Raw genomic sequence first — 14467 nt, forward strand, 5'->3', positions numbered from 1 at the left:
AAAGTCAGCTGTTAAACTGACTTTTTTTGCTATTTAGACTTGATGTAGTTGACACCGTCTGCTTTTGGAGCAACTGCTTTTCCTAAGAAGAGTGCAAGGACGATAATCGTAAAGACGTAAGGAGCCATTTGCAAGAAAGCAGATGGAATTTCTTTAATTCCTGGAATTTGGCCACCAACAACAGCAAGTGAAGTAGAAAGTCCAAAGAGGAGTGAAGCAAGCATAGCTCCGATTGGATTCCATTTACCAAAAATCATTGCTGCAAGTGAGATAAACCCTTGACCAACGATGGTTGACACGGCGAAGTTACCAGAAATCGCTTGGGCATAGATTGCACCACCGATACCACCAAGTACACCAGAGAGAAGAACACCGGCCCAACGATAAGCATAAACGTTGATACCAAGTGTATCTGCTGCTTGAGGGTTTTCGCCAACAGAACGAAGACGTAGGCCAAAGCGAGTTTTAAAGAGGACATACCAAGCAATAAATGCAACAACAATTGCGAGAAAGCCAGGTAGCGAAGTTTGGCTAAAGAATATTTGACCAATTACAGGAATTTTTGAGAGAAGTGGAAAATCCCAATAACCAATTTGTTCGTTGATGTTGATTTGACCTTGGTTGTAGAGAACTTGGAGGAGAAAAACGCCAAGTGCTGGTGCCATCAAGTTGAGTACAGTACCAGATACAATGTGGTCTGCGCGGAAATTAACTGTTGCAACTGCATGGAGCGAAGCGAACACTGCCCCAACTAAAGCACCAAATAGGATGGAAATCCAAGGAGTCATGCTTCCAAAGATACTTGCTGTTGTCAGGTTAAATACAACAGAGCTGAAAGCTCCCATAGTCATGATTCCTTCAAGACCAACGTTTACGATACCGCCTCGTTCTGAGAATACACCACCAATACTTGTGAAGATTAGAGGTGTTGAGTAAATAAGCATATTTGCAACGATAATTTGCAAAGTGTTAACGAGATTCATTAGGCCTTTTCTCCTTTCTTCTTAGCATTTTCAGCAGCTTTTATTTCCTTTGCTTTTGGCAGCATTACTTCAATGATGAATTTCACTGCAATAAAGAAGATGATTGAAGCTGTAACGACCTGTACGATTTGTGGTGGGATAGCATCGTTCATCATACCAGGAGCGCCTGTCTGAAGGATAGAGAAGAGTAGACCGGCAAAGAGGATACCGACTGGACTATTGCCTCCTAATAAAGCTACCGCCATGCCGTTAAATCCAATGTCAAGAGAAGCAGATTGTGAAACAAAGTTTTGCATATAACCAAAGCCATAAACGACACCACCAAGACCTGCAAGAGCACCTGCAACAAGCATTGACATAATGATTGTACGTTTTGCAGAAATCCCTGCATATTCAGAAGCATCTGGATTTAATCCTACGGCTTTGATTTCAAAGCCAAGCGTTGTTTTTGAAAATACGATAGCCATAATTACCAAGGCGATTAAAGCAATAATTAACCCAATATTTAGTGTGGAATTATCTGTAAGAGAAGACATCCAACCTGTTCTGAAAGAAGCGTTTGCACTGATAAGTTTTGTTTGGTCTGTTGTATTGTCCATCAAAATATTCTTTTGGAACATATCATGAATCATGTAGGTCGAGAAGAATAAAATAATATAGTTGAGCATGATGGTGGTAATGACTTCCGAGGTTCCAAGTAATGCTCGAAGTATCCCAGGAATGAAGCCCATCAAAGCTCCGAAAATCATCCCAATAATCACAACAAGTGGAATCATAAGTACACGAGGGATATCTGGAAAACTGAGTGCAAACCACATAGAAGTAATCCAACCTGCCAGTGCTTGACCAGACATCCCAATATTGAATAGACCTGCTTTCATTGCTACTGCAAAGGAAAGGGCAGTTAGGATAAGCGGACCAGTAGTTTGTAGTGTTTCGCCAATTGAGCGGGCACTACCTAATGCGGAGATGAAGAGGTCTTCATAGCCCCAAAGCGGGTTGTACCCGAAAATGAGCATGATAATCGCACCTAGTACAAAGCCAGCAAGAACGGCGATGATTGGTACGAGAATTTTTTTCGTTTTACTATTCATTGATATTACCTCCGACCATCAAAATACCGAGTTCTTGTTTTGTGGTTGTTTCAGGAGAAACGATACCCTGAATATGACCATCATGGATAACAGCGATTCGGTCAGAGACATTGAGAATTTCATCAAGTTCGAAAGAAACAACTAGTACAGCTTTACCTTCATCTCGTGCTTGAATTAAACGTTTGTGGATGTATTCAATTGCCCCGACATCAAGTCCACGTGTCGGCTGTGAAACAATGAGGAGGTCTGGGTTACGGTCAACTTCGCGTGCGATGATTGCTTTTTGTTGATTACCACCAGAGAGAGAACCAGCTGGAACCCATTCCCCAGCACCACGAACATCAAATTCATGCATTAAATCACGAGCGTAGCTATTGATTTTGTTGTAGTCAAGGAATCCATATTTGCTCATTGGAGCTTTGTAGTAGGTTTGAAGAGCAATGTTTTCAGCAACGGTCATTTGGAGAACTAAGCCATCACGATGGCGGTCTTCTGGAACATGCCCGACAGATTGTTCGGTAATTTTACGAGGGCGTTGATTTGTAATGTCTTTACCGTGTAATTTTACTGTACCTGAATCAACTTTCATCAATCCAGTAATCGCTTTGATCAGCTCAGTTTGACCATTTCCATCAATCCCTGCGAGTCCAACGATTTCACCTGCATGAACGTCAAGTGAAAGTCCTTTAACTGCAAGAGAACCACGATTTTCTCTGACTTGTAGATTCTCTACTTGGAGAACGACATCAGTAGGATGTGCGGGGCCTTTTTCTGTAACGAAAGAAACGGCGTGTCCAACCATCATTTCCGCGAGTTCTTGGTTTGTTTTGTCTCCAAGCTCAACGGTTTCAATAGACTTACCACGACGGATAACGGTAATACGGTCAGCAACTGCACGAATTTCATCAAGTTTGTGTGTGATGAGGATGATAGATTTACCTTCTTTAATGAGATTTTTTAATATCTGCATTAATTCAGTAATTTCGGCAGGAGTCAGAACGGCTGTTGGTTCATCAAAGATTAAAATATCTGCTCCACGATAGAGTGTTTTTAGTATCTCAACACGTTGCTGTTGTCCGACAGAGATATCTCGCACAAGGGCGTCAGGTTCTACGGTGAGACCATAACGATTAGAAAGTTCAAGGATTTTCTTTTTCGCTGTTTTAAGGTCGAGATTTAGTCCTTTTGTGATTTCATTACCGAGAATGATATTTTCCGCGACTGTAAAAGCGTCAACTAGCATGAAATGCTGGTGAACCATACCAATTCCGAGGTTGGCTGCTTTAGATGGAGAATCGATATTTTCGAGTTTTCCGTTGACGTGAACTTCGCCAGAAGTGGGTTCAAGGAGTCCTGAAAGGATATTCATTAGTGTTGATTTACCGGCACCATTTTCACCGAGCAACGCATGAATTTCCCCTTTCTTCAACTCAAGATTGATTTTGTCGTTAGCGACAAATTCACCAAATCGTTTGGTCACATCAATCATTTGAATGACATTTTCGTTGGCCATAGTGGCTCCTTCTATAAAATAATTACAGCTAATTATAGCAAATTTTGAACATTTATGAAAGTGTTTTTCCAGGCAGAAAGGAGGCGCTTACACGAAAGAAAAAATTTTCAAGACCTTTTGTTCATTTTGAAAAAAATAACGCTTTCAGAATTTAGTGGAAAAAAACTTATATTGAAGTGATTACTTCATTGGTGGGGGAAAAAGAATCCCCACTAATGTTAGGGCATAACCTCATATCAAAGATATGAGGTCACACCTCCGCTTCGCTTCGTTATCCATTCGCTCTATCTCCGTTTCGCTGCGCTGTCGATTCTCGCTACGTGCTTCGCACGCCGTTCTATGAACGGTCTACGCAACTTCGTTACTACGCTATCCGTTTGATTGCTATTTGGTGTTGCCTCTATTCTTGTCACTTTAGTGCCTTACAGCCAATGCCTTTTGCCCCTAACGGACAAATGTCCTATGGTCAGCGAAGCTAACTGTTAAGCAGTAAGAGCAAAAGGCAAAGCGATAAGGTAAAATGGACAGCGTAGCGAAGCGGAGATAGTGCTGCTTATCTCGCCACCTTATAGAGGTGGGGAGTTGCCATTCCGACTAGGTGCTTCAGCACCGTAGCGAGGATGGACAGGTAGACCAAAGGCGGAGATAGCACGCATTTGCTAAGTTAAATTTCACGAAGCTAATGAGATTGACGTGTCAAACGGTCAATTTCGATGCTGACAGTAATTTCTAATTCTGTATATGTTTTGAGTTTGTCAATACCGTCAGGTTTGATTTTCCAGTAGTGAGGTGTCATTAAAAGTAAGCTGAGTAAGTCTTCAGTGGATTTAATCGTTGTTTTGTAGTGATAATTTTCACGTTCAACGTGAAAGTCTGGAAAGTTTTTGATGCTAGCTGCCTTAACTTTTTCGTGAATTTCAGGGTAAATAATATTTTTTAATTCTAAGAGATGATCATTTGCAGCTCTGACAATAATGACAGTGCCTTTGTCAGTAAGGACACGATTGATTTCTTTGACAGAGTATTCGGCGAACATGGACAAAACGGTGCTGACAGAATGGTCAGTAAAGGGAAGCTTAGCAAAGTTGGCCACAAGCCAATGAATGTCAGGAGTTTTCTTTGCCGCCATGCGAATACCAAGCTTTGAAATATCAAGACCATAGAATTGGTCTGCATGAGGAGCTATTTGGCGTTGAAAGCGTGAGAGGTAGTAACCTTCGCCGCAGCCGATATCAATGACAGGACTTTTGTCAGTACTTACAGCTTGTAAGTGAGTGTTGATACGGTCTGACAATTTCTCATAGTAGCCTTTAGCGAGAAAGTTTCGTCTGGCAGCCATCATTTCTTTGGAATCACCTGCCGTCTTTTTGGCATTAAGTAAAAGGTTGAGATAGCCTTCTTTAGCACAATCGAAACTGTGATGATTGCTACATTCATAAGTTTTTTCGTGTGGAGTTAATACTTGGTCGCAAACAGGACATTTTAGTATTTCGTTCATTATCGTTCTTTCTAGTGCTGTTTAATCTCTAAAAGTGTTTTAACCAAGCAAGTGCATGCTATCTTCGCCCTTTGGGCTACGCTGTCCATCCTCGCTACGGTGCTACGTGCTTCGCACGCCGTTCTGCGAACGGTCTACGCAACTTCGTTGCTCCGCTGTCCGTTTGCTTAGCTGCTAAAGCAGCAAGAGCAAAAGGCAAAGCACCTAGTCGGAATGGCAACTCCCCCACTTCTTTAGGCGGAGGGATAAGCAGCACTATCTCCGCTTCGCTCCGCTGTCCATTCGCTCTAAATCGCTAAAGCGATAAGGCGAAATGGCAAGCTTTGCTTTCGTTCTACTAACATCAGTGGGAGAGAAAGAATCTCCCACTGATGAAGTAATCACTTCAAAAGTCACTCCGTTGCGTTACGTTGTCGATTTGTTCTAAATTATCAAGACTATCAAGACGAAAGAAGAGGAACAAAAAGCAGGTGCAAGGTAGTAGAGTTGTAGAGTTGTAGAGTTCGTCTGATTAAACAACTAAAGTCATTTAGAAATGAGCTAGTATGAGAAATCAGCCTATCTCGAAATCTTTCTAGCCTTAATGATTTCTTCATCTGGTGTGACGCGAATCGTTTTTTCACGATCATAAGTAACAAATCCAGGCGCTGTGCCAGTAGGTTTGTGTAATTTTTTAGCTTCTAAAACGTCGACTTGAACAAGGTTGGAGTGACGTGCTTTGCTGAAATAAGCAGCGAGTTCTCCAGCAAATGTAATCGTTTCATCAGAAGGAGTAGGATTTCCTGTAATAAGTACGTGACTTCCAGGAATGTCTTTGACATGAAACCACAAATCTCCACGTCTTGAGAGTTTGAAGGTGACTTGTTCATTTTGTAGATTATTTTTGCCGACGAGAATAATTGTGCCATCAGGTGCCTGATATTTTTCGGGTGGTAGCATTTTTTGTTTCTTGTTACGATATTTTTGCTTGATATATCCGGTCTGAATAAGTTCTTCACGAATATCTGCAATTTCGGGAACATCAGCATTTGAAAGATTTGATTCAACAGATTCAAGATAAGCGATGGCTTGTTTGGTTTGTTCAATTTGTTCGCCCAAGAATTTGACCGCTTGTTTTAATTTTTGATAGCGATGGAAGTAGCGTTGAGCATTTTGCGCAGGCGTTCTGGATAAATCTAAAGCGATTTCAATCGGTTTGTCAGTATAATAATTTTCTAATGTTACTGACGGTTTATCATTTGGCACTTGCTGGAGGAAGGTGTTGAGGAGTTCGCCCTTTTGACGAAAAATTTCAGCTTTGTCAGTTGCTGACAACTCTGTTTCTTGTTTTTTAAGTTTGTCACGATTCTTTTTAAGCTCATTTTGAACTTTTTTGATGACGCTACTTGCAACTTGTTTGACACGGTCTCGCTCCGCCTTATCGGCATAATAGATATCCAGCATTTCTGATAAATTATCAAATTTGACAAAATCATCTATCAGTTGAATACTTGAAAAACGGTCATCAGGATAAATTGATGGTACAACGTTAGTCAACTTTTGCTTAAAATCATTGACTGACAGACCTGAAAGCGCATCTCGACTATCACGTCCGATACCTTGAAAAACTTTTGAGAGGCTGTCAGTTTGAAGCGCATCAAAAATTTTTTCGTTAGTAGCGACAAAAGGGTCGCAAGCAGCTGTCAGTGGTGGTGCGATGTAAGTCGAACCTGGTAAAATCGTTCGATATTGATTTTGTGAAAATCCAATGTGTTTGATGCTCTCAATAATTTTACCAGAAGTTCTTTCAAGTAAGATAATGTTGCTGTGTTTGCCCATGATTTCTGCAATTAGCGCAATTTTCATCATGTCACCAATTTCATCTTTGGTGGAAATATAGAAAATAATTTGTCGGTCATTGCCGACTTGTTCAATTTTTTCAATGAAACTGCCAGCCAAATACTTGCGCAGAATCATGACAAAATTAGTTGGATTTTGTGGATTTTGAAAGTCTGTTTTCGTTAATTGAACACGCCCAAATACAGGATGAGCGGATAGCAAAAGTTTATGTGATTTACCATTTGCACGCACGGTCAATACAAGTTCCTGCTCGAAAGGTTGATTGATTTTTTGAATACGGCCGCCGACAAGGAGCTGCAATTCAGTGGTCATGTGGTGTAGAAAAATACCATCAAAAGACATTTTTCACCTCTTTTCATTTCTATAAGTGCTGACAGAAAATTGTCAGTGATTTGTTTAATGAAGTCAAGACTTATTCAGTGGGAGTTTCGACTCACCACTGAATTTAAGGTACAACCTCACATCTTCGATATGAGGTCACACCTCCGCTTCACTTCGTTATCCATTCGCTCTATCTACGCTTTGCTACGTTGTCGATTTCACTAACCGACTAAAGTCGGAAGTTCAAATCGCAATCGACTAAAGTCGCAAGGCGAAGTGGTCTTTTCCAAGAAGCCTAGGCGCTAAAAGCGCCAACGCCCTATGGCAGTCGGACGAAATTCAAGGCTTGCCATTACGACTAGGTGCTTTGCCTTTTGCTCTTGCTGCTTTAGCAGCTAAGCAAACGGACAGCGGAGCAACGAAGTTGCGTAGACCGTTCGCAGAACGGCGTGCGAAGCACGTAGCACCGTAGCGAGCATCGACAGCCTTTTTATCAGATGCTTCAGCGGCTAGATAAAACGGACAAATGTTTATCGCGTAGCCGTAAGGTGGAGATAGCACGCACTTGTTTTGATAAAGATGTGAAAGCAATTTGTTTTACTTATGAACCAAGAGCAATCATGGTGTTGCGAAATGACGTTTGTATCATGCAAAAGGACCGTTTGACAAAAAGCGGAGTTGCTTTCACACATCTAGTGAAATTTAAAAATTCTTAGACCATTTTATCAAAAAAAAGCGTTTTTTTCTTGTCTTTCCAAATGTGTCAATGAAATTTTGCTAGTTTATACAAATCCATCCTTATTAGATTTTTATAAAACAATAAACATATCAAGGATTCGACTTTTATTAACAAAAAATGGTAGAATAATAAGAGGCTACTCTCTGAATAAATGATTTGTAATTACATTTGTATGTAATATAAAACGCTATCGGATTTTGGAGCAAAACCAGTTAAAATATTGTATTTTTAGTAAATTCGACATAGAAGATGTTTAATAGGAATAATTAATGAGTAAAACGATTACAATTATCCAGCGAATTCTGCGCATTATTACGTTAATAGTCGCAATAGCAATGCTTGGTGGCGCATCATTTTTGATAGGAGTTCATCAGGCAAACAAAAATTTAGAAAAAACGCCCGTTTCAGGAAAAATTGTCTATGGTGATGATGTCAAGGCGATTCATGAGGTTTCTTACGAGTTTGAAGGTAAACACTTCGTTCGTCGCCCATTAGATGTATACTTTAGAAAACTTGGCGATGAAGGAGATAAAATCACGGTTTACGTTGTTAATGACCATCCTTCAAGAGTGTTTACAAGTCAACGCGGCGACGATTTACAGGATTCAGCAGCTTTATTGGGCGGTTGGAGTTTAGTGCTATTTCTTATTTTGTTTGGAGAGCATCAGCTCATTAAACGAATGAAAATTCTTGAAGAAAAAACGAAAAAATAAATTTTCTTCAATTCATCTTGCCCCAAAAATCTTCTGTCAGTGCTGACAGAAACAAAAATCATTACCAAATAAATTTGTAAGCAAATTTTTAGTAAATATCAAAAGAATACGATAGAATAATAAAGTCAAAGCCTATCCAACTTTGGCATCTCTGAAATTCTTTTCAAATTACAAACATTGAGCAAGCTCCTTTTATATGAGGAGCTTGCTTTTTTGCATTCTGTCAGTACTGACAGAGCTGAATTAACAAGGAATAATAAAGAAGAAGTGCTTTAATTTTAATAAATCGTAATTTTTTGATATAATTTATTGCAGAGGTATCAAAAGATATCTCCAGAGTGTTATGTTTAGATTTTGAAGAGCCGCAAAGGGGTGGCTTCTTGAGAAAACCAGTTTAAGAGGGTCAGCTATTACTGACCACTGACAGGAGGAAATCAAATGTCTAAAAAAGCTTCAATAAAAGTCGTAAAAAATAGCAAGAATCATAATGATAGAAATGCAATCCTTGCTGATACTTTTGAAAACCGATGGTTCCAAAATGAATGGAAGCATAAACTGGAGATACTTACCGCAGAAAATAGAAAATAAAAGGATATCGTCAGTGATTGCTGGCGATTTTTTATATAAAATATACCAATCAAATTATAATGTGATATCCGAACTTTCAGAGTTATTTTTGATGAATCAACACCTTTACTGAAAGTCGAAGAAAACAAATATGTTATAATGAAAAATGTCACACAGAGTAGGGGAAGTGCGTTAAGTACTGCAAGACGGGATGTTGCTTGCAGGCGAAGTACAGATTTGTTGAAATTACAAATACTGTACGCGGTACAACTCCGCATCCGCTGGTTTTTTTGTGTCTTGCACAATAATCAGTGTTACTCTACCTTAAATTTATGGGAACTTTACCCAACGGAATTTGGCGTGATTGAAGTTGTGAAACTAACTAACTATTCATTTATTTGCGTAAGCAAACAAATTTATAAGCAAGGTAGGTGATAGATTTATGACTCTAAAATAGCCAAATTCATATCTTATTCAAGGAGAATAACATGAAAAACTTTACAACAAAAAATGAGCTGCAACGCTTAGTCCTTTTGGCCTTTCTATTGGCATTACAGTTAGTACTATCAAGACTAGCTATTGGCAATAGTTTTTTTAGACTTAGTCCAGTCTTTATTGCTAATGCACTAATTGGAATGATTGCAGGGCCATTATGGGGAGGCGTTCTCCTAATGATAGGTGATATTCTAGGAGCTATCTTATCAGGAGTTACATATTTCCCAGGATTTACGATTTCTGCATTTTTTGTAGGGATACTTTATGGCGTGTTTTTCTATAAAAAGCGTTTAGATATAAAAAATAAAAAACATTGGTTCTTCGTATTCATGGCGATTGCGACAATCATGCTCATAGATTCAACTTTTTTTAATACATTATGGATAACGTTGATGATACCAAATTCGAATTTTTCAACTTTTATGACCTTACTTAGCGGTCGAGTCCTATTGTTACTCCAAGTTCCACTTGAAACTTGTATTCTAATGTTTATTATCCCAACCCTTCAATCAATAAAACCTATTGGAACATTCATAACAGAACATTCAAAATGAAGTCAAGACTTAGCACGCACTGGTTTTGATAAAAAAAACAAAGTGATTATCGAAACTTTAGATAATCACTTTTTTAAATATATCTCATTTTGTTCTAATGAAAGCGTTTGTTATAATAGAAGTATAAAAAATATAGGAGATTGCCGATATGGAGCAAAACAAAGTAGGAGCAGCAAAGATAAAAAGAGCAACAATCAAACAGTTTGTTGACATTGACACAGTCATCGAAAGCGAAATGATGAAACTTGTGATTGATAGTTACCTTCAAGGAAATCAAAGTAGAATATTTTCTAATGGCACAGAAGTAGAGGTAAGTATTCATCAAGGAAATAAGGAGCATGTGCATCTTTTTATTGAAGAAAGTCATAAAAGTACGGTAGAGATTTATCGAGGAAAAGGAAAAATCACAATTCTCAAAAATATTGAGCGTGAAGATATCGGCTATCTACTCCCCTTTATTAAATGTTTGGGAATATCAGATACCAGCCCTCTCCAAGAATACTTACAAGAAATCTAAGAATAAAAAAACCAGCAAATTAGTGTTGGTTTTTCTTATGAAGAAAAATAATAAGAAAAAAATTAAAAAAATATGATAAAAGTATTGACATAAACTTTTAATTTTATTATAATATAATTATATAAATGAGAAAAACATTATAATAATAAAAGGATATGAAATCAATGATAAAACTATTTTACTTCCCAGGATGCTCATCAAGCCAAAAAGCTAAACAATGGTTGATTAAAAATGAATTAAACTTTGAAGAAGTTAATTTGATAGAAGATGAGTTAGAAAAAAGTGATATTTTAAGAATACTCTCATTAACAGAATTGGGTGCAGAAGAAATTCTTTCAAAGAGAAGTCATATTTATAAGGCATTGGATTTGGACTTTGATACGCTCAGTCTGAGTGAACTGGTAAAATTAATTAGCAAAAATAGAGGACTTCTAAGACGTCCACTGCTTGTAGATGAATACAGATTGCAAGTGGGTTATAATGAAGATGATATTCGGCAATTTCTCCCTCGTTCCGTACGAAAAATAGAAATCGCGTGTGCGATTGACAATGTTAGAATGTGGGATAAAGAAAGAGCTACTTACAATTGAGGGGTATAAAACCTACAAATATTTATGAAAATCAAGAGAAATATTATTTTTCTTGATTTTTTTAAATTACGGAGTTGTTTTTTATAGGAAATAGGCATATAATATAAATGTGGTTTACAATTGTAAACGAAAGGAAAAACCAAGCAATACTACTTGGCTGTATGATTAAACACTGGAGGGATTATTATGAAAAACACCGTAAAAGCAGGCGTTGCTGCAGTTAAAGTTCTTGAAAATTGGGGAGTAAAAAACATCTATGGTCTTCCCGGAGGCTCTATTAACTCTTTGATGGATGCACTTTTAGAAGAAAAAGAAAACATTCATTATGTTCAAGTTCGTCACGAAGAAGTAGGGGCAATGGCAGCAAGTATGCACGCTAAATTCACAGGACATATTGGTGTAGCTTTTGGTTCTGCCGGGCCTGGTGGGACTCACTTGCTCAATGGACTCTATGATGCTAGAGAAGACCATGTCCCAGTCTTAGCTATCATTGGCCAGTTTGGAACAAGTGGGATGAATATGGATACTTTTCAAGAAATGAATGAAGACCCAATTTATGCTGATGTTGCTGTTTATCATCGAGTGGTCATGACTGCTCAATCTTTACCTCATGTGATAGATGAAGCGATTAGACAAGCTTATAGTCAAAGAGGAGTCGCAGTCGTCCAACTTCCAGTTAATCTTGGCTGGGAGGAAATTCCTTCAGACAGTTGGTTTGACGCAAGTCAAGTTTATGCCCAACCAAAACTAGCTAATCCAGACGCAAAACAAATAGAAAAAGCAGCTGAAATTCTAGAAAATGCTGAACGTCCTTTAATCTTTGCAGGGATTGGAATGCGTGGAGCAGGCGATGAATTAATTACTCTATCGAAAAAACTTAAAGCCCCTATCATGATTTCAGCCTTAGCAATAGATATTGTTGACCATGATTACGAAGCATTTTTAGGTTCAGCTATTCGTGTATCAAGAAAGCCAGCAAATGAAGCTGTCGCAAATGCAGATGCTGTTTTAATGCTTGGTACCAACCAACCTTTTATTGATGTGACCAATATGTTTGAACATGTGAATCATGTCATACAAGTTGATATTGACCCAGCAAAACTTGGAAAAAGACAAAAAACAGAATTAGCAATCTTAGCCGATGCCAAAAAGGTTGTTCATTCGCTCAATGAAAATATTAACGAAAAATCAGAAACAGCGTGGTGGCGTGCTAACATAAAAAATGTTGCTAACTGGAAGGCATATACAGATTCTCTTGAGCAAGATACTCATTCTCCGTTAAATATGTATCAAGTTTATCACGCAATTAATAAAGTAACGACTCCCAATGCTTTATTTTCAACTGATGTAGGTGATGTTACAATGACCTCAGTGCGTCACTTGAAGATGAGTAAAGGACAAATGTGGCGTACATCAGGACTTTTTGCAACAATGGGTGTTGGACTTCCGGGAGCTATTACGGCAAAACTAGATTATCCTGAACGACAAGTTTGGTCATTGTCAGGTGATGGTGCATTCTCCATGGTGATGCAAGACCTAGTTACCCAAGTACAAGAAAAGCTAGGAATACTTAATGTTGTCTTTTCAAATGAACAATTTGGTTTTATAAAAGATGAACAAGAAGCTACAAACAAAGGGTATCTTGGTGTTGAATTTACAGGGATCGATTTTGCAAAAATAGCAGAAGCTATGGGAGCTAAAGGATATACTGCTCGAAAAGTTGAAGAGTTAGATCATATTTTTGAACAAGCTTTGGATGATATCGAAAAAAATATTCCTGTATTGATTGATGCGAAAATAACTGGAGAAAGTCCTATTCCTGCTGAAGCTTTAAAATTAGATTCAGAACATTTCTCAAAAGAAGAAATCAATAAATTTAAAACTAGATTTCATGCTGAAACTCTTGAACCGTTTTCTAAATATATGAAAGAAGAAGGAATAAGTGAAGCTGGGAAAGCGACAGCTCAAGGTGGTTTCTAATCATAAAAATAGAGCAAGAATTTGATTTTTCTGTCATAAAAAGATACAATTTTTCTCGTATGCTTTAATTTTATATCAAGCAGAAAAACAATCTTGGAGGCTATAGATAAATGAAAATTACAATCGCAGGAGCTGGTGCAATGGGGAGTCGCTTCGGTTTAATGCTACATCAAGGCGGCAATGATGTTACTCTAGTTGATGGCTGGGCTGACCATGTGAATGCAATTAAAGAAAATGGCTTACAAGCTAATTTTAATGGGGAAGAGATTGTAGCTCATTTGCCAATAGAACTTCAATCAAATATTTCTTCTGAAGAGAAAACAGACTTAATTGTTTTATTTACTAAAGCGATGCAATTAGATAAAATGCTTCAAGATATCAAACCACTAATTGATAAACACACGAAAGTTTTGTGTTTACTTAATGGGATTGGACATGAAGATATTGTGGAGAAATATGTTCCAGTAGAGAATATTTTCATTGGAAATACAATATGGACTGCAGGATTAGAAGCGCCTGGTAGAGTAAAGTTATTTGGAGATGGCTCAGTCGAGTTACAGAACTTGGCAGTGGGGCAAGAAATTGCTGCTAGAGAACTTGCCAAAGTTTTGTTTGAATCTGGTTTAAATGCTAAATATTCAGAGAATATTCGTTATTCAATTTATCGTAAAGCTTGTGTAAATGGCACAGTGAATGGTCTGTGTACGATTTTAGACACTAATATGTATGGGCTTGGAATTACACAATTTGCTCATGATATGGTTGTTACTATTGTCAATGAATTCGCTGCTGTAGCCAAGTATGAAGGGGTAGATTTAGATATATCTGAGGTTGTTGAGCATGTCGAAACTTGTTTTAATCTCGATACTATCGGCATGCATTATCCCTCAATGTATCAAGATTTAATAAAAAATAATCGTTTAACAGAAATCGATTATATCAATGGTGCAGTATCAAGAAAAGGGATAAAATATCATGTGGCAACACCCTATTGTGATTTTTTGACACAACTGATTCACAGTAAAGAAGAAATCTTAAAAGCAAAATAGTGGTTTAACCAAGCA

The 14467-nt window shown here is 38.0% G+C and carries 12 protein-coding genes and 1 riboswitch; of the genes, 7 read left to right on the forward strand and 5 right to left on the reverse strand.

What is annotated here, in order from left to right; all coding sequences use genetic code 11:
* Window positions 1-29: 29 nt before the first annotated feature.
* The 5 genes from FLP15_RS08255 to FLP15_RS08275 form a co-directional block, all read right to left on the reverse strand.
* Window positions 30-983, reverse strand: coding sequence for an ABC transporter permease (locus tag FLP15_RS08255; RefSeq protein ID WP_142766709.1), 954 nt, complete (start codon window positions 981-983; stop codon window positions 30-32).
* Window positions 983-2077 (reverse strand): ABC transporter permease, encoded by a 1095-nt coding sequence (locus tag FLP15_RS08260; RefSeq protein ID WP_142766710.1) that lies wholly within the window; start codon window positions 2075-2077, stop codon window positions 983-985. The genes FLP15_RS08255 and FLP15_RS08260 overlap by 1 nt, the downstream gene beginning before the upstream one ends.
* Window positions 2070-3590, reverse strand: coding sequence for an ABC transporter ATP-binding protein (locus FLP15_RS08265; protein ID WP_142766711.1), 1521 nt, complete (start codon window positions 3588-3590; stop codon window positions 2070-2072). The genes FLP15_RS08260 and FLP15_RS08265 overlap by 8 nt, the downstream gene beginning before the upstream one ends.
* A gap of 679 nt (window positions 3591-4269) precedes the next feature.
* On the reverse strand, window positions 4270-5088 hold the full coding sequence (locus FLP15_RS08270; RefSeq protein ID WP_142766712.1) for a putative RNA methyltransferase: 819 nt from the start codon (window positions 5086-5088) through the stop codon (window positions 4270-4272).
* Between the two features lie 558 nt (window positions 5089-5646).
* Window positions 5647-7269: an Rqc2 family fibronectin-binding protein gene (locus FLP15_RS08275; protein WP_142766713.1), complete on the reverse strand. Its 1623-nt coding sequence runs from the start codon at window positions 7267-7269 to the stop codon at window positions 5647-5649.
* Window positions 7270-8256: 987 nt separating this feature from the next.
* On the opposite strand from FLP15_RS08275, the gene FLP15_RS08280 reads away from it, so the two are divergent.
* The 7 genes from FLP15_RS08280 to FLP15_RS08305 all read left to right on the forward strand — a co-directional run bounded on the left by FLP15_RS08280 (window position 8257) and on the right by FLP15_RS08305 (window position 14452).
* Complete coding sequence (locus tag FLP15_RS08280) at window positions 8257-8700, forward strand: DUF3592 domain-containing protein (protein WP_120771582.1); 444 nt, start codon at window positions 8257-8259, stop codon at window positions 8698-8700.
* A gap of 438 nt (window positions 8701-9138) precedes the next feature.
* Window positions 9139-9288, forward strand: coding sequence for a hypothetical protein (locus tag FLP15_RS12755; protein ID WP_162930824.1), 150 nt, complete (start codon window positions 9139-9141; stop codon window positions 9286-9288).
* Between the two features lie 151 nt (window positions 9289-9439).
* A riboswitch (THF riboswitch) is annotated at window positions 9440-9553 on the forward strand.
* A gap of 202 nt (window positions 9554-9755) precedes the next feature.
* A complete protein-coding gene (locus FLP15_RS08285) occupies window positions 9756-10316 on the forward strand; it encodes a folate family ECF transporter S component (RefSeq protein ID WP_142766714.1) in 561 nt (186 codons plus the stop codon).
* A 148-nt stretch (window positions 10317-10464) separates the two neighbouring features.
* On the forward strand, window positions 10465-10833 hold the full coding sequence (locus FLP15_RS08290; RefSeq protein WP_142766715.1) for a hypothetical protein: 369 nt from the start codon (window positions 10465-10467) through the stop codon (window positions 10831-10833).
* Between the two features lie 164 nt (window positions 10834-10997).
* Window positions 10998-11423 carry a Spx/MgsR family RNA polymerase-binding regulatory protein gene (locus FLP15_RS08295; RefSeq protein ID WP_142766716.1) on the forward strand — a complete coding sequence of 142 codons (426 nt, stop codon included), beginning with the start codon at window positions 10998-11000 and terminating at the stop codon, window positions 11421-11423.
* A 186-nt stretch (window positions 11424-11609) separates the two neighbouring features.
* Window positions 11610-13403, forward strand: coding sequence for a pyruvate oxidase (gene spxB / locus FLP15_RS08300; protein WP_142766717.1), 1794 nt, complete (start codon window positions 11610-11612; stop codon window positions 13401-13403).
* A gap of 110 nt (window positions 13404-13513) precedes the next feature.
* Entirely contained in the window at window positions 13514-14452 is a 939-nt protein-coding gene (locus FLP15_RS08305; RefSeq protein ID WP_142766718.1) for a 2-dehydropantoate 2-reductase, read from the forward strand.
* Window positions 14453-14467: the final 15 nt, after the last annotated feature.

This window comes from Lactococcus protaetiae (assembly GCF_006965445.1).
GTDB lineage: Bacteria > Bacillota > Bacilli > Lactobacillales > Streptococcaceae > Lactococcus > Lactococcus protaetiae.

Excerpts from the sequence above, each read along its gene's own strand:
- FLP15_RS08305 (WP_142766718.1), top strand. The coding sequence starts at position 13,514 with ATGAAAATTACAATCGCAGGAGCTGGTGCAATGGGGAGTCGCTTCGGT.
- FLP15_RS08270 (WP_142766712.1), bottom strand. The coding sequence starts at position 5,088 with ATGAACGAAATACTAAAATGTCCTGTTTGCGACCAAGTATTAACTCCA.
- FLP15_RS08290 (WP_142766715.1), top strand. The coding sequence starts at position 10,465 with ATGGAGCAAAACAAAGTAGGAGCAGCAAAGATAAAAAGAGCAACAATC.
- FLP15_RS08280 (WP_120771582.1), top strand. The coding sequence starts at position 8,257 with ATGAGTAAAACGATTACAATTATCCAGCGAATTCTGCGCATTATTACG.
- FLP15_RS08295 (WP_142766716.1), top strand. The coding sequence starts at position 10,998 with ATGATAAAACTATTTTACTTCCCAGGATGCTCATCAAGCCAAAAAGCT.
- spxB (WP_142766717.1), top strand. The coding sequence starts at position 11,610 with ATGAAAAACACCGTAAAAGCAGGCGTTGCTGCAGTTAAAGTTCTTGAA.
- FLP15_RS08255 (WP_142766709.1), bottom strand. The coding sequence starts at position 983 with ATGAATCTCGTTAACACTTTGCAAATTATCGTTGCAAATATGCTTATT.
- FLP15_RS08275 (WP_142766713.1), bottom strand. The coding sequence starts at position 7,269 with ATGTCTTTTGATGGTATTTTTCTACACCACATGACCACTGAATTGCAG.
- FLP15_RS08260 (WP_142766710.1), bottom strand. The coding sequence starts at position 2,077 with ATGAATAGTAAAACGAAAAAAATTCTCGTACCAATCATCGCCGTTCTT.
- FLP15_RS08285 (WP_142766714.1), top strand. The coding sequence starts at position 9,756 with ATGAAAAACTTTACAACAAAAAATGAGCTGCAACGCTTAGTCCTTTTG.
- FLP15_RS08265 (WP_142766711.1), bottom strand. The coding sequence starts at position 3,590 with ATGGCCAACGAAAATGTCATTCAAATGATTGATGTGACCAAACGATTT.
- FLP15_RS12755 (WP_162930824.1), top strand. The coding sequence starts at position 9,139 with ATGTCTAAAAAAGCTTCAATAAAAGTCGTAAAAAATAGCAAGAATCAT.